This is a genomic window from Acinetobacter sp. ABJ-A23_2, assembly GCF_044538765.1.
Taxonomy (GTDB): Bacteria; Pseudomonadota; Gammaproteobacteria; order Pseudomonadales; family Moraxellaceae; genus Acinetobacter; species Acinetobacter nosocomialis_A.
On sequence record NZ_JBIUCP010000001.1, the window covers coordinates 72,130 to 92,775 of the forward strand.

At 38.3% G+C, this 20,646-nt stretch carries 22 protein-coding genes and 1 pseudogene; 9 read left to right on the forward strand and 14 right to left on the reverse strand.

The annotated features are described in order from the left end of the window. Window positions 1-6: 6 nt before the first annotated feature. Both ACH63V_RS00345 and ACH63V_RS00350 read right to left on the reverse strand, forming a co-directional pair. Window positions 7-675 (reverse strand): hypothetical protein, encoded by a 669-nt coding sequence (locus ACH63V_RS00345; protein ID WP_396462418.1) that lies wholly within the window; start codon window positions 673-675, stop codon window positions 7-9. After that, entirely contained in the window at window positions 675-2,015 is a 1,341-nt protein-coding gene (locus ACH63V_RS00350; RefSeq protein ID WP_396462419.1) for a deoxyguanosinetriphosphate triphosphohydrolase, read from the reverse strand. Before ACH63V_RS00350 ends, ACH63V_RS00345 begins: the two co-directional genes overlap by 1 nt. Window positions 2,016-2,324: 309 nt before the next feature. Here ACH63V_RS00350 and purL point away from each other — a divergent pair, with 309 nt between their 5' ends. The 4 genes from purL to ACH63V_RS00370 all read left to right on the forward strand — a co-directional run bounded on the left by purL (window position 2,325) and on the right by ACH63V_RS00370 (window position 8,690). Beyond that, the gene (purL, locus tag ACH63V_RS00355) at window positions 2,325-6,158 is read left to right on the forward strand and encodes a phosphoribosylformylglycinamidine synthase (protein WP_396462420.1); all 3,834 of its coding nucleotides are present in this window, start codon (window positions 2,325-2,327) and stop codon (window positions 6,156-6,158) included. 618 nt (window positions 6,159-6,776) lie between these two features. Beyond that, window positions 6,777-7,982 carry a multidrug effflux MFS transporter gene (locus ACH63V_RS00360; RefSeq protein ID WP_396462421.1) on the forward strand — a complete coding sequence of 402 codons (1,206 nt, stop codon included), beginning with the start codon at window positions 6,777-6,779 and terminating at the stop codon, window positions 7,980-7,982. Between the two features lie 199 nt (window positions 7,983-8,181). Then, window positions 8,182-8,307, forward strand: coding sequence for a KGW motif small protein (locus ACH63V_RS00365; protein ID WP_396462422.1), 126 nt, complete (start codon window positions 8,182-8,184; stop codon window positions 8,305-8,307). A gap of 68 nt (window positions 8,308-8,375) precedes the next feature. Continuing rightward, the gene (locus ACH63V_RS00370; RefSeq protein WP_396462423.1) at window positions 8,376-8,690 is read left to right on the forward strand and encodes an NGG1p interacting factor NIF3; all 315 of its coding nucleotides are present in this window, start codon (window positions 8,376-8,378) and stop codon (window positions 8,688-8,690) included. Here ACH63V_RS00370 and ACH63V_RS00375 read toward each other — a convergent pair. Then, on the reverse strand, window positions 8,683-9,483 hold the full coding sequence (locus ACH63V_RS00375) for an enoyl-CoA hydratase (protein ID WP_311069428.1): 801 nt from the start codon (window positions 9,481-9,483) through the stop codon (window positions 8,683-8,685). The two genes, ACH63V_RS00370 and ACH63V_RS00375, sit on opposite strands and share 8 nt — an antisense overlap. A 109-nt stretch (window positions 9,484-9,592) precedes the next feature. Between ACH63V_RS00375 and ACH63V_RS00380 the strand changes: the two genes are divergently transcribed. Then, the gene (locus tag ACH63V_RS00380) at window positions 9,593-10,159 is read left to right on the forward strand and encodes a nicotinate-nicotinamide nucleotide adenylyltransferase (protein WP_396462424.1); all 567 of its coding nucleotides are present in this window, start codon (window positions 9,593-9,595) and stop codon (window positions 10,157-10,159) included. On the opposite strand, the gene ACH63V_RS00385 is transcribed toward ACH63V_RS00380, so the two are convergent. Next, window positions 10,151-11,077 (reverse strand): LysR substrate-binding domain-containing protein, encoded by a 927-nt coding sequence (locus ACH63V_RS00385; RefSeq protein WP_396462425.1) that lies wholly within the window; start codon window positions 11,075-11,077, stop codon window positions 10,151-10,153. The two genes, ACH63V_RS00380 and ACH63V_RS00385, sit on opposite strands and share 9 nt — an antisense overlap. Before the next feature lie 97 nt (window positions 11,078-11,174). Between ACH63V_RS00385 and gstA the strand changes: the two are divergent. From gstA to ACH63V_RS00400, 3 genes and pseudogenes are all read left to right on the forward strand, one after another. Continuing rightward, a pseudogene (gene gstA / locus ACH63V_RS00390) lies at window positions 11,175-11,794 on the forward strand (glutathione transferase GstA). A 12-nt stretch (window positions 11,795-11,806) separates the two neighbouring features. Next, window positions 11,807-12,019 (forward strand): 4-oxalocrotonate tautomerase family protein, encoded by a 213-nt coding sequence (locus ACH63V_RS00395; RefSeq protein ID WP_167563163.1) that lies wholly within the window; start codon window positions 11,807-11,809, stop codon window positions 12,017-12,019. A 1-nt stretch (window position 12,020) separates the two neighbouring features. Continuing rightward, on the forward strand, window positions 12,021-12,401 hold the full coding sequence (locus ACH63V_RS00400; protein WP_396462426.1) for a nuclear transport factor 2 family protein: 381 nt from the start codon (window positions 12,021-12,023) through the stop codon (window positions 12,399-12,401). Between the two features lie 4 nt (window positions 12,402-12,405). Here the strand turns inward: ACH63V_RS00400 and ACH63V_RS00405 are convergent, their stop codons facing one another. The 8 genes from ACH63V_RS00405 to dapD all read right to left on the reverse strand — a co-directional run bounded on the left by ACH63V_RS00405 (window position 12,406) and on the right by dapD (window position 17,480). Beyond that, window positions 12,406-12,768, reverse strand: a complete 363-nt coding sequence (locus tag ACH63V_RS00405) for a glyoxalase superfamily protein (protein ID WP_396462427.1) — start codon at window positions 12,766-12,768, stop codon at window positions 12,406-12,408. Between the two features lie 12 nt (window positions 12,769-12,780). Then, a complete protein-coding gene (locus ACH63V_RS00410) occupies window positions 12,781-13,350 on the reverse strand; it encodes a CAP domain-containing protein (RefSeq protein WP_396462428.1) in 570 nt (189 codons plus the stop codon). Between the two features lie 120 nt (window positions 13,351-13,470). Beyond that, complete coding sequence (locus ACH63V_RS00415) at window positions 13,471-13,932, reverse strand: peroxiredoxin (RefSeq protein WP_396462429.1); 462 nt, start codon at window positions 13,930-13,932, stop codon at window positions 13,471-13,473. Window positions 13,933-13,949: 17 nt separating this feature from the next. Continuing rightward, a complete protein-coding gene (locus ACH63V_RS00420; protein ID WP_396462430.1) occupies window positions 13,950-14,636 on the reverse strand; it encodes a diphthine--ammonia ligase in 687 nt (228 codons plus the stop codon). Between the two features lie 91 nt (window positions 14,637-14,727). Then, window positions 14,728-15,144: a hypothetical protein gene (locus tag ACH63V_RS00425; RefSeq protein WP_263614363.1), complete on the reverse strand. Its 417-nt coding sequence runs from the start codon at window positions 15,142-15,144 to the stop codon at window positions 14,728-14,730. Window positions 15,145-15,157: 13 nt separating this feature from the next. Beyond that, window positions 15,158-15,829 carry a 7-cyano-7-deazaguanine synthase QueC gene (gene queC / locus ACH63V_RS00430; protein ID WP_001247780.1) on the reverse strand — a complete coding sequence of 224 codons (672 nt, stop codon included), beginning with the start codon at window positions 15,827-15,829 and terminating at the stop codon, window positions 15,158-15,160. 40 nt (window positions 15,830-15,869) lie between these two features. Then, window positions 15,870-16,580, reverse strand: coding sequence for a 7-carboxy-7-deazaguanine synthase QueE (gene queE / locus ACH63V_RS00435; protein WP_002052669.1), 711 nt, complete (start codon window positions 16,578-16,580; stop codon window positions 15,870-15,872). Between the two features lie 78 nt (window positions 16,581-16,658). Beyond that, on the reverse strand, window positions 16,659-17,480 hold the full coding sequence (gene dapD / locus ACH63V_RS00440; protein WP_002052807.1) for a 2,3,4,5-tetrahydropyridine-2,6-dicarboxylate N-succinyltransferase: 822 nt from the start codon (window positions 17,478-17,480) through the stop codon (window positions 16,659-16,661). 285 nt (window positions 17,481-17,765) lie between these two features. Between dapD and carO the strand changes: the two genes are divergently transcribed. Then, window positions 17,766-18,494 carry an ornithine uptake porin CarO type 4 gene (gene carO / locus ACH63V_RS00445; protein ID WP_396462431.1) on the forward strand — a complete coding sequence of 243 codons (729 nt, stop codon included), beginning with the start codon at window positions 17,766-17,768 and terminating at the stop codon, window positions 18,492-18,494. Window positions 18,495-18,588: 94 nt separating this feature from the next. Here carO and ACH63V_RS00450 read toward each other — a convergent pair whose 3' ends face one another. Next, complete coding sequence (locus tag ACH63V_RS00450) at window positions 18,589-19,512, reverse strand: CysB family HTH-type transcriptional regulator (RefSeq protein WP_263614360.1); 924 nt, start codon at window positions 19,510-19,512, stop codon at window positions 18,589-18,591. Between the two features lie 71 nt (window positions 19,513-19,583). Next, the gene (locus tag ACH63V_RS00455; RefSeq protein WP_002052588.1) at window positions 19,584-20,645 is read right to left on the reverse strand and encodes a sulfate/molybdate ABC transporter ATP-binding protein; all 1,062 of its coding nucleotides are present in this window, start codon (window positions 20,643-20,645) and stop codon (window positions 19,584-19,586) included. Between the last annotated feature and the right edge of the window lies 1 nt (window position 20,646).

The window sequence follows — 20,646 nt, forward strand, 5'->3', positions numbered from 1 at the left end:
AATCTTTCACTTATTTGTTAATGGTTGAATAGTAGATGCCATTTGTTCTAAACGCAAAATGGCTTTTAAAATTTCCTTTCGATTTCGTGTGGATTTTATCCATGCAGGTAGACGCGAAAAGTAACTGCTATTACCAGTCTGTTTCATTCGTTCTCTTAGATTAGCTTCAACAAACATTTTTAATTCTTTTAAATGTGTAGGGTTATAAACGTATATCTCTCCATGCCTACTTGAAGTTTTCAAGTAAAGTTCAAGACCATAGTTTGTAAAACCAAATTTTTGGTCTAAAACAAAAGCTATATTATATTTTTCAAATTTTGAAAATTTTTGGCATAGATGACATTTAGCTTGAATATAAGGAGGATATGCTCCTGAATTATTCAGCTTTTGATTTGCTTTGAGCCATGACCCACCACAACTGTGGCAACGCTGGTAAGCTGTGGCGTAAAAACGACCATTGTGACGACTCGATTCTGAACTCTCTTCAGCTTTAATTTGATAACAACAATTTAAACAACTAAAAGAAAAAGTTCCTTGATAAGGCGCATTTACTGGTGACAAAGGACTGTCATATTTCAAGATACTCAGATGAGAACATTTAGGACATTTTATCCACTGATCTGAATACATAAAAGATGATGGATAAAGCCCTCTATCAACATGTCGACTTATCATTAAAACAAACCTATTTTATTACCTTGTAGCTCTTGCGCCAAGCTATAAGCCTGATGATCTGAGAACTTACTAATAATATCGAGTACCTGCATGATATTGTTGTAGTGATTGTTGCTAAAGCGGGCACCGTACAAATGAAGGATAGACATTAAACGTTGCTCTTTAAAACTTAAAGATTTATGTGGCATAGTTAATGGTACAAATGCATCCAGTATCGTCTGTAAACTTTGGTGAGCAATAATTTCTAAACCAGACTTTTGTGGGTGTTCAAAGATTTTTTCACGAGCCAGATTTTTGGCTGTTTCAATACCTTTAGCAATATCAGGTGAACAGTATTGTAAAAGGCTACCTTGCAGCTGACCTGTAATAATTTCATACTGATGCTTAGCAAAAGCGGTAGTGACTTCATCGACCATACGTTTCATAACACGGCCACGTAAGGCCGAAATTTTTTGTTGCCATGTACTGTTTGGCTGTGACAACTCTTCGGGTTGACCATAATCTGCAATTAAGTTGAGAAAAATCGGTTCAACTTCTTGGTAATTCAGCATATTTAAAATAATGCCATCTTCTAAATCAATGAGGGCATAACAAATATCATCGGCTGCTTCTAATAAATAGGTGAGTGGATGGCGGCAGTAATGATATTCACCTAATTGAATGAGTCCAAGCTGTTCAGCAATTTGCTTTAAAATTTCTTTTTCAGACTGATAACAACCAAATTTGGCTCGTTGATGTGATGGGCGATCACCTTGCGAAGCTATTGTTTTTGAAAGCCAAGGATATTTTAAATATGCGCCTAGGGTCGCGTAAGTTAAACGCATACCACCATCGTCTGGATGGTAGTCAATACGGGTTAATAGCCGTAAACCTTGAGCATTACCTTCAAACTGACGAACATCGGCTTCTTCTTCGGGAGTTAATTTTTTTAAAAAATCATTATGTGAGGCATCGTCAAACCATTCACGAATTGCATATTCACCAGCATGGCCGAAGGGTGGGTTGCCAATGTCATGAGCAAGGCAGGCTGCTTGAATGATTGCACCGACATCAGCAGGAGAAATCCAAACGGGCAATTCATCTTTTATTTTTTCGGCTGCAAGCATACCCATGGAACGGCCAATACAGGAAACCTCAAGGGAGTGAGTTAAACGGGTATGGATACCGTCATGCTGAGCCAGAGGGTGAACTTGGGTTTTACGGTTTAACTGACGAAAACTTTGCGAGAATATAATGCGGTCATAATCTTTATGAAATGGGCTACGAGCCAACTCGGTACTACTTTTTTTGCTACCTAAACGAACTGCAGAAAGCAGTTCTAACCAACGCATTTGTTCCATTTATCATTATTCAAAACTATAAAGCCTGATCATGCCAAAAAAAACTTAAAAGCACTAGCGTGGTGCGACATAGTTTGTCTTAGTTCAGGTTTTATTATGTTATTGAATAAACATGAAACAATTTATTTTTACCTATAATGCTTAAAAAAATGATTTTGAACAAAAAACACATCACTTCTTGCAGAATTAGGTTACAGAATACTGATTCTACATCTAGCTGATTTTAGCAAGACACAGTAGAATATGCGCTCTCTCTAAAGTCACATTGCGGTAAGGTTCACAAGACCTGCCCGTGGAGCCAAAATCAACATGTTTATCGTGGCCGGTGCAGCAGCACATTCTTCTTTTAAGAAAGCTCAACTATTAACACGTTTATCGTCAATTAGTTCTGTTCAATCTTTTGACAGCCAATGGGTCTATTTGTTTGATCAAGCGCTCAACGAGCAGCAACATCAATCTGCTTTGCAATTATTAAATGACGGTGAGTCTTTTGAACTTCGTCAACCTGCAAGTGATGAGATTCAGATTTTAGTAACACCACGTGTGGGTACTATTTCACCTTGGTCTTCTAAAGCAACTGATATTTTCAAGAACTGTAATACGCCAGTTCACCGTTTAGAACGTGGTCTTTTATTTACGTTAAAAGGTGTTTCTGAGATTTCTAATGAAGTAAAACAAGTACTTCATGACCGTATGACAGAAACTGTTTTTGCTCAAATTGATGATGCAAAAGCGCTCTTTTCAGAAACAGCTCCAAAACCTTTAAATTCAATTGATATCTTAGGTGAAGGTAAAGAAGCGTTAGTAAAAGCCAACAACGAATTTGGTTTTGCTTTATCTGAGCAAGAAATTGATTATTTAACCGAAGCGTTCACTCGACTTGGTCGTAACCCAAATGACATCGAGTTAATGATGTTTGCACAAGCAAACTCTGAACACTGTCGTCATAAAATCTTCGGTTCTGAATGGACAATTGATGGTGAAAAGCAGCCATTATCATTGTTCCAAATGATTAAAAATACTTATAAAGAATCACCAACTGATGTGTTATCAGCATATAAAGATAACGCTTCTGTAATTGTTGGTTATGACACTATGCGTTTTTATCCAAAAGCAGATGAAAACGGTCATTTTGTTTATAAGTATAAGAGCCAAGCCGCTCATATTTTAATGAAGGTTGAAACTCACAATCACCCAACAGCAATTTCTCCATTTGCTGGTGCTGCTACTGGTTCAGGCGGTGAAATCCGTGATGAAGGTGCAACTGGTCGTGGTGGTAAACCAAAAGCTGGTTTAACAGGCTTTACAGTTTCTAACTTAAATATTCCTGGTTTTGAACAACCTTGGGAAGAAAACTACGGTAAACCTTCACGTATGGCATCGCCATTACAAATTATGATTGAAGGTCCATTAGGTGGCGCGGCATTTAACAACGAATTCGGTCGTCCTGCTTTAAATGGTTATTTCCGTACTTTCGAACAAAACGTAAATGGTGAAGTGAAGGGCTTCCATAAGCCAATCATGATCGCTGGTGGTTACGGTAACATTCGTCCTGACCATGTAGAAAAAGATGCGATTCAACCAGGTGACTTGCTCATTGTATTGGGTGGCCCTGCAATGTTAATCGGCCTTGGTGGCGGTGCAGCATCTTCTGTAGACAGCGGTACAATGGGTGAAAGCCTTGATTTCGCTTCTGTACAACGTGAAAACCCAGAAATGGAACGCCGTTGTCAAGAAGTGATCGATACATGCTGGCGCTTAGAAGACTTCAACCCAATCGTTTCTGTACACGACGTTGGTGCGGGTGGTCTATCAAATGCAATGCCTGAACTTGTAAATGACCATGAGTTAGGTGCAGTTCTTAATCTTCGTAAGATTCCTTCATTAGAACCGGGCATGAGCCCAATGGAAATCTGGTCAAACGAAGCACAAGAACGTTATGTTCTTGCAATTCGTCCAGAGTCTTTAGAGCAGTTCGAAGCAATCTGTGCTCGTGAACGTTGTCCATTTGCTGTCTTAGGTGAAGCAACTGAAGCACGTCATTTAACTGTTGAAGATCCATTGTTCCAAAACAACGCAGTTGATATCCCAATGCAAGTGATGCTTGGTGGTACACCGCGTATGCAACGTTCTTATGAAACAATTGAACGTAAAGGCAACGAATTTGACGCTTCAAAAGTTGATTTGAAAGATGCGATTTTCCGTGTATTGAAAAATCCTACAGTTGCCTCTAAGTCATTCTTGATCACCATTGGTGACCGTTCAATTACTGGTATGGTTGCACGTGACCAAATGGTTGGTCGTTGGCAGATTCCTGTTGCGGATGCAGCAGTAACAACTACAAGCCTACAAGGCTTCACTGGTGAAGCAATGGCAATGGGTGAGCGTCCACCAGTTGCATTGTTAAATCCAGCAGCGTCTGCTCGTTTGGCAGTTGCTGAAGCAATTACTAATATTGCATGTGCAAACATTGAGCAAATTAGCGATATCAAACTTTCTGCAAACTGGATGGCTGCTGCTGGTCAAAAAGGTGAAGACCAAGCATTGTTTGAAGGTGTGAAAGCGATTGGTATGGAAATGTGTCCTGCTTTAGGAATTGCGATTCCTGTAGGTAAAGACTCACTTTCAATGCGTACCACTTGGAACGACAACGGCGAAGATAAAGCTGTAACATCTCCAATGACTGGCGTAATTACTGCATTTGCTCCTGTAACTGATGTTCGTAAGACTTTAACACCAGAACTTAAGAATTTAGAAGATTCAGTACTTGTACGTATTGATTTATCTAAAGGTCAGTTCCGTTTAGGTGGTTCGATTCTTGCTCAAGTATATAAAGCAATTGGTTCAATCACTCCAGATGTTGATAGTTTTGATGATTTCAAAGCGTTCTTTGCTTTAATTCAAGACTGGAATAACCGTGGCTTGATTCAAGCTTACCATGACATCGGTGATGGTGGTTTACTCGCAACTGTAGCTGAAATGATGTTTGCTTCACGTTTAGGTGTGGCATTAGAAAACCAAACTGCTGCGGGTTTATTTGCAGAAGAAATTGGTGCAGTAGTTCAAATCAAAGCAGCTGATTGGGAAGCTTTACAAGCAGAAGTTGCTGCTTCTAGCTTGAAAGATGCAATTGCTGTAGTTGGTCGCGTAAATAACACCGATCAATTATCTGTAAATGGCTTAACACTAGAGCGTGCAGAGTTACAACAGGCTTGGTCTGAAGTATCTCATCAGATCCAACGTTTACGTGATAACGTTGAAACTGCTGACCAAGAATTTGCTTTAATTACTGATAAATCACATCAAGGTTTAATTGCAAAACCTACATTTGATTTAAATGAACCTATCGAAGCGCCGTTTATTAATAGCCGTCGTCCTAATATGGCAATCTTGCGTGAGCAAGGTGTAAATGGTCATATTGAAATGGCTGCAGCTTTTGACAAAGTTGGCTTTAATACGATTGACGTACACATGAGCGACTTACTCGCTGGTCGTGTAAGCCTAAGTGATTTCGAAGGTTTAGTGACTTGTGGTGGTTTCTCTTACGGTGACGTAATGGGTGCAGGCGGTGGCTGGGCAAAATCAGTTCTGTTCAATGTGAAGTTACGTGATCAGTTTGAACAATTCTTCCACCGTGAAGGTACGTTTAGCTTAGGTATCTGTAATGGTTGCCAAATGTTGTCACAATTAGCACCGCTTATTCCGGGTGCTGAACACTGGCCACGTTTCCACCGCAATATGTCAGAAGTTTTTGAAGCGCGTAGCGTAAACGTTCGTGTTGAAAAATCAGTTTCTGTATTACTTGATGGTATGGAAGGTTCGATTTTACCAATTGCTGTTGCACATGGTGAAGGTCGTGCTGTTGCGAGTGAAGCTGATATTGCAAGCTTGAATGCAGCGAATCAGGTTGCATTGCGTTATGTTGACAGCCATGGTAACCCGACTCAACATTATCCATTGAACCCGAACGGTTCACCAGAAGCGATTACTGGTGTAACGTCTAAAGATGGTCGTGCAACGATTATGATGCCGCATCCAGAGCGTACTTTCCGCGCAATTCAACACTCTTGGAGTCCAGAAGAGTGGACTGAAGATGGGGCATGGTTACGTATGTTCCGTAATGCACGTAAGTTTATCGGTTAATATAAAAATTGAAATTATTGAAAATGCCACTCTCGAGTGGCATTTTCTTTATCAGCATATATGAATAAAATCATAGTAATGATTAAAAGAAAAAGTAGATAGGAAATAGATGAAAATGAATAATCTTAAAGAATTAGAGAAATTAAATAACCTAAGTTTCAAGTTGTTAATTTTTTTACCATTAATCAATTTTCTTGGAAGCCTTGTATTGGTGAAGCTAGAGTTCGGCTTTGAAGTGATTTATATTTTTAATCTGGCATTGATTCTCTTACAGATCTTTATTTTTGTAAGAGATAGACAATTTTTGAAGAAAAAGCAAGCCTTTTGTCCTGCATGGGAATGGTTTGTATTGTTCCCAGTGTATGTATACAAAAGACAAAGAAATAACTTTTTAAACTTAAACTATTTTTATATTAGCCTACTATTTTTTATACTTAATGCTGTTATAAATGCATATGCCAGAACCCTATAGCCATCCGTCAGATGAAATGTCTGCTCGATCGTTTGTTTCTCGAAACTACTTGGATAAATACTTATCTAAAAAAAATGAAAAATGATACATAATGATCTATGTAACTTTTTTGCTTTAATTTATGTTGCCCTGCAATTGGAAGAAAAATGAAGTCAAAAATCCATTTCCGTGAGTTTGCACTGTTGATGGCATTACTCATGTCTATCGTGTCTTTTTCGATAGATGCAGTGTTGCCTGCTTTAGGTGAGGTTGGACGAGTTTTTGAATTAAAGAATAATAATCAGACCCAGTGGGTCATTATTGGTATTTTCTCCGGTATGACAATAGGGCAACTTATTGCGGGACCACTATCTGATGCGATCGGACGTAAACGCATTTTATTTGCTGGGATCATCATTTACTTTTTGGGAAGTTTATTGTGCTTTACAACGCAAAGTTTTGAGTGGTTTTTAGTTGGGCGCTTTATTCAAGGTATAGGTGTTTCAGGGCCTTATGTTGCTACTATTTCAATTGTTAGAGATAAATACAGCGGAGCTCAAATGGCTCGCATCATGTCTTTAATCATGATGGTATTTATGGTGGCTCCAGCAGTTGCACCGAGTTTAGGACAGCTCATTATTCATTTCTTTGGCTGGCGTGAGATCTTTGTTTTATATATGGTTTATGCCACAGTGATTGGAGCATGGGTTGCTTTACGATTAGAAGAAACATTACTTCCTGAAAATCGTTTACCTATGCGGTTGCAAGCATTTCAAGAGGGCTTTAAAGAAGTTGTAAGTAATAAAACCACTATGAGTTATTTGCTATGTGCAGGCTTTTGCTTTGGTGGATTCATTGGTTATTTGGGAACTTCTCAACAAATTTTTATGCAACAGTTTGGTAAAACAGGACAAGAATTTAGTGCTTATTTTGCTGTACTTGCTGGTGTGATGGGAATCGCCTCATTTACAAACTCTAAAATTGTCATGAAGTTTGGTATGCGCCCAATCTGTATTTATGGCTTTTTAGGTTTGTGCTTAATTTCTTTAATTTTCTTGGGAATTCAGCTTTTAGGCGTGGCTGTATCATTCTGGATGTTTATGCTTTATGCCTGTATTTTATTTTTATTATTTGGAACTCTATTTGGTAATTTAAACGCGATTGCGATGGAACCAATGGGGCATGTCGCTGGAATGGCATCGGCTATTATTGGTGCAGCTTCCTCTGTCTTGTCACTTATTCTTGCCTCTATTATTGGGCAATTATATAACGGTACATTAATTCCAATGACCTGTGGTTTTGTCATTTTGTGTGGTTTAGCTTTCGCTATGACAATATATGAGAGTAGATATTTAAAGAAATCGGATGCTTAAAATTATAGGGATGAAGATAAAACACTGAATTTTCAAATTTCTTCAAACTAATAGTTGCGTATAGATTGTTGAAGCTCTTGAAGCATTTTAAAAAAACGTATAAGAGTATAGACAGCTTACTATTTAACCCCTTATGCTTTATTTGAGGTTGGTTCAATTTTTGCTTTCTCTGTAACAACGATAAAAATTGGAGATCAAAATGATGAAAAACAAGAATCACATAAGAGCGATGTATACAAAGGACAGAGGCTGGCGCTTATTTGGCTTAGCACTTGCTATTCAAATTCTTTTTATTGGAGCAAACTATTTGGCACTGATGAGCTGACTTTGATTCGTGGTCTTCTTAAAGGGTATGATTTAAAGCAAATTTATTAGTTTTGAGTCATTCTATTCATGTTAAAGCTGATTTATTACGTACCTGAGTCACATCTTGAGTCGACTAAACAGGCCATATTTGCGGCTGGAGCAGGTGGTATAGGTAACTATGAACACTGCGCATGGCAAGTCAAAGGGATAGGGCAGTTTAAACCAGTCAAAGGCGCTGATCCTTATATTGGACAGCTCGGTGAACTCGAACAAATTGAAGAATGGCGCGTTGAAACAATTGTACTTGAAGAAAAGGCAAGTGAGGTTGCGAAAGCATTAAAGGCAAGCCATCCTTACGAAGAGCCTGCCTTTGAATTTATCCAAATTTTGGATATTAGTTAAATTGTGAGAAATCTGGTTTACGTTTTTGCATAAATGCCTGTACAGCTTCTAGCATTTCAGGTGATTGAACGCGTTGCATAAAAATTTCAGCTTCATGATCAATACATGCAATGATCTTATCCAGATCATGCTTCATTAATGCTTTTGTTTGTTTTAGTGAAGCAAGCGGTAATGCTGTTAAGTGCTGAGCAGTTGCCTGAGCGGATGCATAAGAATCTTCAACGACTTCATTCACTAAGCCTGCTTGTAGAGCAGTTTCTGCATTGAATTTTTTTGCAGTAAACAGTAATTCAGCTGCTTTGTGATAACCTGCTTGCTTAACCAATAATTGACTTGCACCACCTTCAGGGGAAAGACCAAGACTTACAAATGGAATTTGGAATAGGGCAGTGTTGTCAGCAAAAACCAAGTCTGCATGTAATAAAATCGTAACACCAATACCAATTGCTACACCTTTTACTGCGATAATAAGTGGCTTTGATAATCTGGCAGCAGATTTAAGGAGTACAAATGGAGGAACTTGACCTGCTGGACCTGCATTAGGATTTTGTACAAAACCCATAAAGTCTTTCATGTCATTACCAGCGGTAAAATCTTGCTCTACACCGCGTAAAACGACTACTCGTACATCTTTATTTTGGTCGGCTTCATCAAGTGCTTGAGCAATCCATAAATAAAGTTCGCCATATAATGCATTTTTTGCTTCTGGGCGATTTATGGCTAAGGTGAGTACGCCACCTTCTAAATTTGCTTGTAAATGTTGATGAGGTTGTTGAATACAGCTAAGTGTCATCGTACTATCCTTGCTTTAAACCACGTTGTTGATTTTTAGGTTCTCATTATGGCGCATATTTTTTGTAATAAGCGTAACTGGTGAGTTCATAAAAAGTGAAAAACTCATTATGTATACATTTGACTATCTTGTTTTTATAGGGCGTTTTCAACCATTTCATTTGGCTCATATGCAGACAATTGAAATTGCTTTGCAGCAAAGCCATTATGTCGTTTTAGCATTAGGCTCTGCTCAAATGGAGCGCAATATCAAGAATCCGTTCTTAGCAGTAGAGCGCGAGCAAATGATCTTGTCAAATTTTTCACCAGAAGAGCAAAAGCGTATTCGATTTGTACATGTCGTCGATGTTTATAATGATGAGAAGTGGGTAAAACAAGTCAAATCATTAGTAAATGGTGTAATAGAACCGAATTCAAAAGTTGGTTTGATTGGGCATTTTAAGGATGAGTCTTCTTATTATTTGAGACTATTTCCTGAGTGGATTATGGTGGAACTGGATAGCTTAAAGGATTCTATTTCAGCCACTCCAATGCGTGAAGCTTATTATCGTGGTGAAATCCAAACGGAATTTTTTCCTGTAGGAACGATTAAATTTCTAGATGAATTTAAAGAAACTGAAGTTTATGCTGAACTACAACGCAAATATCTTATCGATGATAAAAGTAATTTAAATTAACTCAGTTTGTGGCTTTAATTCTTGAATCAAAAAATCAATAAAAACACGAATATGAAAAGATTCGTGTTTTTTATGTGGGTAGAGGAGAGAAAAAGGACGTGAAGTTCCTGAAAGTTTTGTAAGAACCTCAAGCAACTCTCCATTTTTAAGCTCTTTTTCTACTATAAAACGGTAGGTTTGTAATAATCCTGCACTATGTTTTGCTAAGGTGACACTACCTAAAATATCATCTAAACAACGAATCTTACCTGTGCTTTGATATTCAATAGTTTGATGATTTGAATTGAATAACCAAGGTACATTTTTTCCTGTACTAGGTAACACAAATTGAATGCATTGATGATGCTGTAAATCGTCAAGGATCTGCGGTGTGCCGAAATTTTTTAAGTATTCTGGTGAAGCCACCACAATTAGCTCAGCTTGTTCAAGCTGACGTGCAATTAAATTCGAATCAGCAAATTGTCGTCCACGAATTGCTAAGTCGTATCCTTCTGCAATGAAGTCCACATTTTTATTGGTTAGTTGAACATCAACTTCGATGGCGGGATATTGTCGTGAGAATTTTGCTAATAATGGCAATATTCGGTAATGCCCATAAGGTGTTGGTACGCTGATGCGAATCAAACCTGAGGGTTGTTGCTTTTGGTTTTTAAGTTGTTGCTCAGCTTCTAAAATTTGATTTAATGCTTGTTTACATTCCTCAAAATACATTTTTCCTTGTGGTGTCAAACGTACTTGTCGAGTCGTTCTCATAAAAAGTGGTGTTGCTAAATGTTTTTCTAATCGGGCAATTGAACGGCTTACCGCTGCTGGACTAACACCTGCATGAAGTGCTGCTTTGGAAAAGCTTTCGTTTTCTGCGACTAAGCAAAATAGCTCTACGCTACTAAACATCATTCTTTTTAGCTGTTGAGCCATTTATTACACCATGTAAAAAATGATTTGAGTTCTGGGCTATTTAAGCACATATAAGTAAACAATAAGATGATTTTCATACCTTGTATGGAGTTATTTTATGAAACTATATTATTCACCAAATGCCTGTTCTTTAGCGCCACATATTGTTTTAAGAGAGTTAGGATTTCCATTTGAATTAATCAAAGTCGATTTACACCAGCATTTAACAGAAAAGGGCGAAGACTTTTACCAACTTAATAAAAAAGACAAGTACCTTTATTACAGCTTGATAATGGTTCATTGTTAACGGAAGGCGCTGTAATTAGCCAATTTCTTGTTGACCAATCGTCACGAAAAGACTTATTAGCTGAAATAAATACCGCCGATCGTTACAAGACTCTCTCATGGATGAATTTTATTGCTTCTGAAATTCATAAAGCGTATTCGCCATTTTTCAATGACTCTTATAATGAACAATGCAAAAGTGTATATAGCATCATTCTCAATAAGCACTATTCACGTATTGATGAACAACTAAAGGGGCAGAATTATTTAACAGGAAGCAACTTTACGATTGCTGATATTTATCTTTTTGTCGTTACTCGCTGGGCTGATTTTATTGGGCTTGATCTAAAGCACTTTATGCATTTAGCAAGTTTTATGCAGAGAATTGCCGAGCGTCAAACGGTTCAAGATGCTATTGCAGCCGAATCTCCTTGTAATGAAAGAAAATTATAAAAGGAGGTGAATATGCCTTATATCTTAATTCAAATTACTAAAGAAAATGTCTCGCTACAGCAGAAACAACAGTTAATTCGAGAAGCAACGGAGCTTATGGTTCGTATACTTGATAAAGATCCTGCAACTACATTTGTGGTCATTAATGAAGTTGAAACCGATAACTGGGGTGTTGCAGGTGAAACTGTTTCTGCGATACGAAAAAGACAAAGTTTGAGTACTTAAAATGCAAAATAACGCTATTAGTGAAATTCAGCAGCAACTAGAACAATATTTTGACGGTCTGTATTTTTGTGATGTGCAACTTCTAAATAATATTTTTCACTCTGATGCTATATATATCAATGTAACCGAGCAGCCTGTACTACGACTTAGTATGGCCGAATATTTTCCAATTGTTGCAAGTAGGATTTCTCCAGCTTCAAAGCGACAAACACGACAGGATAAAATCAGTTCAATCAACTTGGTTCATGAACGGTTGGCACTAGTACATGTTGAATGCGTTATCCACCCTAAATATTTTTATGATGCACTTACATTTGTGTTCGAAGATGGGAAATGGAAGATCATATCGAAAGTATTCCATTATCAAATTTTATTGGACTGAATGATTAAGCATCTGCCCAAAAGATTATTCGGTTGGAAAAAGGATCGGTGATGCTGAGTTCAAGTGTTTCCCAATCTGTTTTTTCAACCTGAGATTTAGAAAATTTATAATCTTTTTGACTGAGTTCACTATGTAACTCATAAATATGTTCCCAATAAATACGGATCGCGCTATGCGGACTGGCATCTCCAAAATGCTCAGAGAGATGAATGATGCAATCGTCTTTGGAGACTTGTAAATACAACGGAAAGTTATCTTCAAATTGGTGTTGCCAATCAAGCTGAAAGCCTAAGAAATCAAGATAAAATGACTGAGCTAACTCGACATCAAAAATTCTGAAAATAGGGGTAATCGAACCAGATTGCATCATTTTTCCTTTTTAGCGTGTACCAAATTGTTGTGTCCAATAGCTCTTTTGTTTAGCGGACTGATCAGAAGCACAAGCGATTGCATAAGTTGTGAATTTGGGATTCATTAGGTTGCTACAATGTAGAGGGCTTGATAGCCATTTTGTCATTACTTCATTTAAAGTTTTCTGCCCACTCGCGACATTCTCACCGTTGGCTTTACTAAGCGTATTGTAAAGTTTTAAACGTGATTTTAAGTCCAGACCCGTTGAGCTAACATGACTCAAAAAGTTATGTGTCGCCATATCTTCGCTATGAGAAAGTGCGCCTTGGTATAAATTATTATTCCAACTTAAAGGTTGAGCGGCAGAAAAATATTGCTGACCGCACTGGCGTGATTGCTGGCGAATCTGGTTAATTGTATTGAGTATGGCCTGTTGATAAGCAGGATTTTGTAAGTCTTGGCAAGTTATTTCAATAGATGAGTTTTGAAGTTGTGGGGTAGAAGAGCTAAGTGTAGGAGGCGTGCTTGATGAGTTAACGGAGCAAGCAGCAATAACAAGGCTAGAAGGTAATAAAGTACAAACTTTTAGTAGATTCATCGCTATGCCATTATTCGAATTATTTTAATATTTTTATCATACGCCAAATTAAAATGACTGAGCAATTTATGTGCGTGTAAAAAAGCGAGTATTCAACTCGCTTTTTATTACTTAAGTTTATTAAGCTGATTGTAATGCTTTTAAGTCCTCTAGAACTTGTTCTGCATGGCCGGCAGCTTTTACTTTACGGTAGCTTTTAACTAAAGTTTTGTTATGGAAAATGAAAGTAGAGCGCTCAATACCCATTACTTTTTTTCCATACATGTTCTTTTCTTTAATCACATCAAAGTGTTTGCAAAGTACTTCTTCTTTATCACTAATGAGATCAATGGTTAGTGCTTGCTTTTCTGTAAAGTTTTGGTGGGCTTTCACTGAGTCGCGCGAAACACCGTAAATACGAGCACCTAATGTATCAAACTGGTCTTTTAAACAAGAAAAACCGACAGCTTGTGTAGTACAGCCTGGAGTTGAATCTTTAGGGTAGAAGTAAATAATCAGCCATTCATTATCGACTTCAGCTAAATTAACTTCGCCATTTGTAGTTGGGAAAACCCGATTTGGCAGTTGAATATTTTCAGACATTTCTTATCCTTTAAAAGTTAAATTTGATCTAATTCAAGTGGTAGAAAAGCATATTCCTCATGATAAACAATATCGAGTTTTCTTACAGGAATAGCTTTGTTAAAAATTGGACCATCAATGACAGTGGTATGAAATTCACCGCCTTCACCGCATGGATCAATGCCACGGTTCTCAAGCTCTTGAATATATTCTAAAGATAAAACTTGACCTAAATCTTCTACTTTCATTCCTAGTTTAAGATTAACAGTGACAATTACACTTTTAAATCCAAGTTGAATAAACTCTTCAACAACTTCACGGTGCGGACGCAGCCAGAGTGGCATGCCTAATTTAAGCCCCACTGTTTGAGTGACACGGTCATGCCAACAACCATGTTCAGGCATATCTAAGTCACCTGTAACCAGTACCTCTGCACCTTTTTGTTTCGCTTCATTCAGTAAGCTAATGAATTTAGTTTCATAGTCATTCCAACTAGACGAAGCCATAAATACAGGTAAGCCAATTGCTTGTGCTTGCGCCTGAATAATATCAAGTGGCATTGCATGTGAACGAGAGCGTTGACCATGCTCTTCTAACATAACGATTAAACCAATTACCTTGCCAGTTTTCACAGCATGGTAGAGAGCAAGAGAACTGTCTTTGCCTCCACTAAATGAGACAATAGATCGTTTATTTGTTGCGTTGGTTTTCCATTGTTCTTGCATGGCTTATTTCGAATGACGAGATCAGTTTCATTTTAGCAGAGCTATAAAAAAAGCCTGCATAAATGCAGGCTTAATTTGAAGCAACAAAAGCTTATTTTTTAGGAGCTTGTTGTTGAGCTGCTTTCATCGCTTCTTCAGTTAGTTTTTCAAGCTTAGTTGTTAACTGAGGACCGAAACATGCTTTAAGATCACGGTTCTGTTGTTGTACAAAAGCTAAAGAGCTTGGGCTTTTCTTCGCATTGATTGCACTTTGGATTTCCCACTTTTGTGCTTCAGTCACTTTACCTTGAGCATCAACTTGGCAGCTACAGAATTTGCTAACTTCAGCTGAGCTTAATTTACCGCCTTTTGCAGTTTGGTCTTTACAAACGTTGATTAATGCACCTTTAACGTTAGTGCTTTTATATGCTGCTTGAACTGGGTTTTCAGCTGCTTGAGCTGAACCAGCCATAAGTGCAGCTGCTGAGAATAAAGATGAAAGAATAAGATTTGATTTTAACAACTTCATAAATTTTACCTACTTATTGCGGTATATAGCGTGTTGGATCGGTAACGCCGGCATCGATAAAGCCTTCTTTACGCAAACGGCAACTGTCACACTTGCCACACGCACGTCCTTGAGCATCTGCTTGGTAGCAAGATACCGTTTGGCTATAGTCTACGCCATGTTCAATCCCTAAACGTATAATATTCGCTTTGGATAAATGTAACAGGGGTGTTTCAAATTTAAGTGGTTTTCCTTCAACGCCAGCTTTGGTCGCTAAACGAGCCATATTGGCAAAAGCATCAATAAATTCTGGGCGACAATCAGGATATCCTGAATAATCAACAGCATTGATACCAATCACAATCGCTTCAGCATTGAATACTTCAGCCGCAGCTAAGGCATATGAAAGGAAAATTGTGTTACGTGCTGGTACATAAGTTACAGGAATGCCTTCTTGTAATTGTTCTGGTACAGCAATGTTATGGTCTGTAAGTGCAGATCCACCTAAATTGGCTAAATCGATATTGATTACACGATGTTCAACACCTGCACGCTGAGCTAATGCTTTGGCTGCATCAAGTTCAGTGGTTGAGCGTTGACCATACATAAAACTAATAGCGATACATTCATAGCGCGCTTGTGCCCAAGCTAGGCAAGTGGTTGAGTCTAAGCCGCCTGAAAGTAAAACAATGGCACGAGGGCGCATATTTTTCTCCATATTCGGAATGATTTATTTTATTGAGCGATTAACGACCTGATTCATCATTCCAGAGCAGTTTATGTAACTGTAGCTGGAAACGTACAGGCAGTTTATCGTCCAGTATCCACTGTGCCAGATCACGTGCTAAACGTGGCAGGCCAACAGCACCTTTTTCAACTGCAAAGGCAGGGGAGAACCAAACAGTACTGACTTTGGTCTGCAGTTGATATTGTTCAACTTGTTGTTTTGACCACTCATAGTCTTCACGATTACAAATCACAAATTTGATTTGGTCATGTGAAGTTAAGTAGTCAAGATTACTGATGAGATTACGGTGTTCTTCACCAGAAGTTGGAGTCTTTAAATCGAGAACTTTAGAAACACGTGGGTCCACTTTTGATACATCAAGAGCGCCACTGGTTTCTAAAGAAACATCAAAGCCAGCATCACATAAACGTTGTAATAAAATTAAGCAATTTGGCTGTGCGAGGGGTTCACCACCAGTCACACAAATATAAGGCGTTTGATATTTTTCAGCCGTTTCAATAATGTGCTCGAGTGATAAACGCTCGCCACCTTCAAAAGAATAGGTGGTATCACAATAACTACAACGTAAAGGACAGCCTGTGAGACGAATAAATACAGTCGGTAAACCAGAGGCATTTGCTTCACCCTGCAACGAGTAAAAAATCTCGGTAATGCGTAAACCAGACGCAGGGTCAGAGACAGGAATCGCAGAGGAACGTAAGGAAGCCATTCTAGAAATACCACACTATATAAAAAATAAAATCTCTACGATCAGTGTTGACCGTAGAGATGCTTGATCAAACTGAAATTAGTCAGCGCGTAACAAATCGTTCAAACTTGTTTTTGCACGTGTTTGCGCATCAACTTTTTTCACGATAATTGCAGCGTATAAGCTGTATTTACCGTCAGCAGATGGGATGTTACCTGGTACAACAACTGAACCAGCAGGAACACGACCATAATGGATTTCGCCAGTTTCACGGTCATAAATTTTGGTTGATTGACCAATGAAGACACCCATTGAAATGACTGAACCTTCTTCAACAATAACGCCTTCAACGATTTCAGAACGCGCACCGATAAAGCAGTTGTCTTCAATAATGGTTGGGTTAGCTTGTAATGGCTCTAAAACACCACCGATACCAACACCACCAGACAAGTGAACGTTTTTACCGATTTGAGCACATGAACCTACAGTTGCCCATGTATCAACCATTGTGCCTTCATCTACATAAGCACCAATGTTGACATAAGATGGCATTAACACCACATTTTTAGCTTGGAAACTACCACGACGAGCCACAGCAGGAGGAACCACACGAACGCCCGCAGCTTTAAATTGTTCTTCAGTCCAACCAGAAAATTTAGTTTCAACTTTGTCGTAGAAACGAAGATCACATGACTCGATTGGTTTATTGTCATTTAGTTTAAATGATAATAAAACAGCTTTTTTTAACCATTGATGAACAACCCATTCACCATTGATTTTTTCTGCAACACGAAGTGTACCGTTATCTAATCCAGCAATTGCTTCTTCAACAGCTTGGCGAATTTCGCTTGAGCAATCTGCTGCAGTAAAGTTTGCGCGGTCTTCAAATGCTTGCTCAATGATCGTAGAAAGCTGAGACATGATCTTCCTTCCATAAAAAATTTTAAAGATTTTACACTAATTTGTGACAAGAATCTTTGAAAAAACGTGTTACGTTTAAAGCGAGAGTTAAAGTGGAAAAGCTTATTAGATAATCAAGTGTTTTTTACACAAAAATGATTTGAAAATAAAAATTTAACTCAATTTGTATCAAAAAATAACAGAAATCTAGCAGTTTTTGTATAAAAAAGAATCTATGCTCTTGAATATAATTTTTGTCACAAGCTGAATAAATTAAAAACAGAGCCTTTTCTTGAGGAGAAAACGATGAAAGTATTACGTGTTTTAGTGACAACTACAGCTTTACTTGCTGCTGGTGCTGCAATGGCAGATGAAGCTGTTGTTCATGACAGTTATGCATTCGATAAAAACCAATTAATTCCAGTAGGTGTTCGTGCTGAGGCTGGTACTACAGGTTACGGTGGTGCTTTATTATGGCAAGCAAACCCATATGTTGGTTTAGCATTGGGTTATAACGGTGGTGATGTTTCTTGGCGTGATGATGTGTCAGTAAATGGCACTAAGTACGACTTAGATATGGACAATAACAACGTTTATTTAAATGCTGAAATTCGTCCATGGGGTGCAAGTACTAACCGTTGGGCTCAAGGCGTATATGTAGCTGCAGGTGCTGCTTACATAGACAATGATTATGACTTAACTAAACGTTCACAGGACGGTACTATTAAAGTAAATGGTAATAATTATAACTTTAATGGTTCAGTGGATGGTAAATTAAGTTATAAAAATGATATCGCTCCTTATGTAGGTGTAGGTTTCTCACCTAAAATCAATAAAAACTGGGGCGTATTCGGTGAAGTAGGTGCTTACTATACTGGTAACCCAACAGTAAATCTTAAATCAAATGGTACTTTTGTTAATGTTAACGGTGCTGACTTTGATAAAGATTTACGTGCCGAAGAAAACAAAATCCGTAACGATGACAAATACAAATGGTTACCAGTGGGTAAAGTTGGTGTGAACTTCTTCTGGTAAGATCCTAAAGAAAAAACGAGCTTCGGCTCGTTTTTTTTGTACTTAATAAAATAAATAAAAGAGCTATTTAGCTCTTTTATTTTGTACTTAATTTTTATTCATCTGGATAAGCAATTTTTTTCAATGCTTTAATGTCGGCGTCAGGTGAGCATAAAGAAATAAACTCATAACCGTAACCACGTAAGAGATGGCCTTTACGAACAGCAATCCATGTGGTGTTAACACCAAAGATATCAGTTTTAATTTGCTTTAAACGATAGTCACGTTCTGCATCGTAAGCAACATCGTTGACAATTCCGACGCCCATACCAAGTTCTACATAGGTTTTAATAACATCGGCATCAAGAGCGGACATTACGATATCAGCATCGATTTGAGCATCTTCAAATGCTTTATCAATTTTAGAACGACCTGTAAAACCACCATGATAAGTAATCAGTGGATATTCAGATAAAGCATCAAGATCAATCTTATCGAGTTTGGCAAGTGGGTGCTCTTGCGGTGTAATAATACTATGCTGCCATTGATAGTAGGGAATGCTTGCTAAATTTTCTTCAGTTGTTAAAGATTCTGTCGCAATACCAATATCGGCTTCACCTTGTAAAAGCATCTCTGCAATTTCCACTGGGCTGGCTTGTTGCAAAATCAAATGTACTTTAGGGAACAGCTTTTTAAATTGATTGACGATTGGTGGTAGTACATAACGTGCTTGAGTATGCGTTGTCGCAATTGTTAACGTACCTTCATCCACTTTATTAAAGTCATCGGCAAGACGTTTAATATTTTCCGCATCTACAAGCATACGCTCTACAATGCTAAGTAGTGATTGGCCCGGTTCAGTTAAACCAAGTAAACGTTTACCTTTACGAACGAAAAGTTGTACACCTAATTCATCTTCTAAATCTTTAATATGTTTACTTACACCTGATTGAGAGGTGTATAACGCGGCAGATGCTTCCGTTAAATTAAAGTTTTGGCGTACTGTTTCTCGGATAATTCTTAATTGTTGAAAGTTCATTTACACTTTTCCTCGAAAGAGGTGAGGAACGGCTTTAAATTCCGCGAGATGGCTCCTCACCAAATAATTCCTTAAGCAACTTGATCTGCAAATAGATGAAGTTGAGATGCACTCACCCAAACAGTTTGATTTGGTTTAAATGCATGTTGTTTTGCAGCTTCACTGCTCAGAGCAATCTCAATTAAACGTCCATTACGATCTTGTAATTCCGCCACTACTTTTCCAGCAATCCAGACTTCACGTACAAAAGTTGCTTCAATTGTATTTGCCTGTGGTTGCGAATGAATATGTAACTCATCCGGACGGGCAAAAGCAATCACTTTTCCTTGCGGTGCCTGAACTGTAGTCGGTAATTCGATCCGATCATTGCCAATACGGATAATACCGCCGGCATGTTCACCTTCAAAACGATTTGCTTGACCCAAGAAATCAAATACAAATGGTGTTGCAGGTTTTTCGTAGACTTCACGTGGTGAACCAATTTGTTCGACGTTACCTTTATTCATCACAATAATCTGGTCAGCTACTTCAAGAGCTTCTTCTTGGTCATGGGTTACGAAAATTGAAGTGATATGCAATTCGTCATGCAAGTTGCGTAACCAGCGACGTAATTCTTTACGGACTTTGGCATCAAGTGCGCCAAATGGTTCATCAAGTAATAAGACTCGTGGCTCTACTGCCAACGCACGGGCTAAAGCAATACGTTGACGTTGACCACCAGAAAGCTGAGCAGGGTAACGGTCTGCTAAAAAGCCCAGTTGAACTAGGTCAAGCAGACGAGTAACACGTTTTTTAATCTCAGCTTCCGAAGGACGGGTCGCACGAGGGCGAACACGTAAACCAAAGGCAATATTGTCAAATACAGTCATGTGACGGAATAAAGCATAGTGCTGAAATACAAAGCCGACTTGACGTTCGCGAACATGGACATTAGTTGCATCTTCGCCTTCAAGTAACACTTGACCGCCATCTGCTGACTCTAAGCCAGCAATAATACGAAGTAGTGTCGTTTTACCGCAGCCAGATGGTCCGAGTAGCGCAACCAGTTCACCCTCTGGAAAGTCTAGGGAAATATTTTTAAGCGCATGGAATGCACCAAAGTGTTTTTCAATATTCTTAACTTGAATACTCATG

Coding starts and splice junctions, on each gene's coding strand:
- ACH63V_RS00345 (WP_396462418.1), bottom strand. CDS start 675: ATGATAAGTCGACATGTTGATAGAGGGCTTTATCCATCATCTTTTATG.
- ACH63V_RS00350 (WP_396462419.1), bottom strand. CDS start 2,015: ATGGAACAAATGCGTTGGTTAGAACTGCTTTCTGCAGTTCGTTTAGGT.
- purL (WP_396462420.1), top strand. CDS start 2,325: ATGTTTATCGTGGCCGGTGCAGCAGCACATTCTTCTTTTAAGAAAGCT.
- ACH63V_RS00360 (WP_396462421.1), top strand. CDS start 6,777: ATGAAGTCAAAAATCCATTTCCGTGAGTTTGCACTGTTGATGGCATTA.
- ACH63V_RS00365 (WP_396462422.1), top strand. CDS start 8,182: ATGATGAAAAACAAGAATCACATAAGAGCGATGTATACAAAGGACAGA.
- ACH63V_RS00370 (WP_396462423.1), top strand. CDS start 8,376: ATGTTAAAGCTGATTTATTACGTACCTGAGTCACATCTTGAGTCGACT.
- ACH63V_RS00375 (WP_311069428.1), bottom strand. CDS start 9,483: ATGACACTTAGCTGTATTCAACAACCTCATCAACATTTACAAGCAAAT.
- ACH63V_RS00380 (WP_396462424.1), top strand. CDS start 9,593: ATGTATACATTTGACTATCTTGTTTTTATAGGGCGTTTTCAACCATTT.
- ACH63V_RS00385 (WP_396462425.1), bottom strand. CDS start 11,077: ATGGCTCAACAGCTAAAAAGAATGATGTTTAGTAGCGTAGAGCTATTT.
- ACH63V_RS00395 (WP_167563163.1), top strand. CDS start 11,807: ATGCCTTATATCTTAATTCAAATTACTAAAGAAAATGTCTCGCTACAG.
- ACH63V_RS00400 (WP_396462426.1), top strand. CDS start 12,021: ATGCAAAATAACGCTATTAGTGAAATTCAGCAGCAACTAGAACAATAT.
- ACH63V_RS00405 (WP_396462427.1), bottom strand. CDS start 12,768: ATGCAATCTGGTTCGATTACCCCTATTTTCAGAATTTTTGATGTCGAG.
- ACH63V_RS00410 (WP_396462428.1), bottom strand. CDS start 13,350: ATGAATCTACTAAAAGTTTGTACTTTATTACCTTCTAGCCTTGTTATT.
- ACH63V_RS00415 (WP_396462429.1), bottom strand. CDS start 13,932: ATGTCTGAAAATATTCAACTGCCAAATCGGGTTTTCCCAACTACAAAT.
- ACH63V_RS00420 (WP_396462430.1), bottom strand. CDS start 14,636: ATGCAAGAACAATGGAAAACCAACGCAACAAATAAACGATCTATTGTC.
- ACH63V_RS00425 (WP_263614363.1), bottom strand. CDS start 15,144: ATGAAGTTGTTAAAATCAAATCTTATTCTTTCATCTTTATTCTCAGCA.
- queC (WP_001247780.1), bottom strand. CDS start 15,829: ATGCGCCCTCGTGCCATTGTTTTACTTTCAGGCGGCTTAGACTCAACC.
- queE (WP_002052669.1), bottom strand. CDS start 16,580: ATGGCTTCCTTACGTTCCTCTGCGATTCCTGTCTCTGACCCTGCGTCT.
- dapD (WP_002052807.1), bottom strand. CDS start 17,480: ATGTCTCAGCTTTCTACGATCATTGAGCAAGCATTTGAAGACCGCGCA.
- carO (WP_396462431.1), top strand. CDS start 17,766: ATGAAAGTATTACGTGTTTTAGTGACAACTACAGCTTTACTTGCTGCT.
- ACH63V_RS00450 (WP_263614360.1), bottom strand. CDS start 19,512: ATGAACTTTCAACAATTAAGAATTATCCGAGAAACAGTACGCCAAAAC.
- ACH63V_RS00455 (WP_002052588.1), bottom strand. CDS start 20,645: ATGAGTATTCAAGTTAAGAATATTGAAAAACACTTTGGTGCATTCCAT.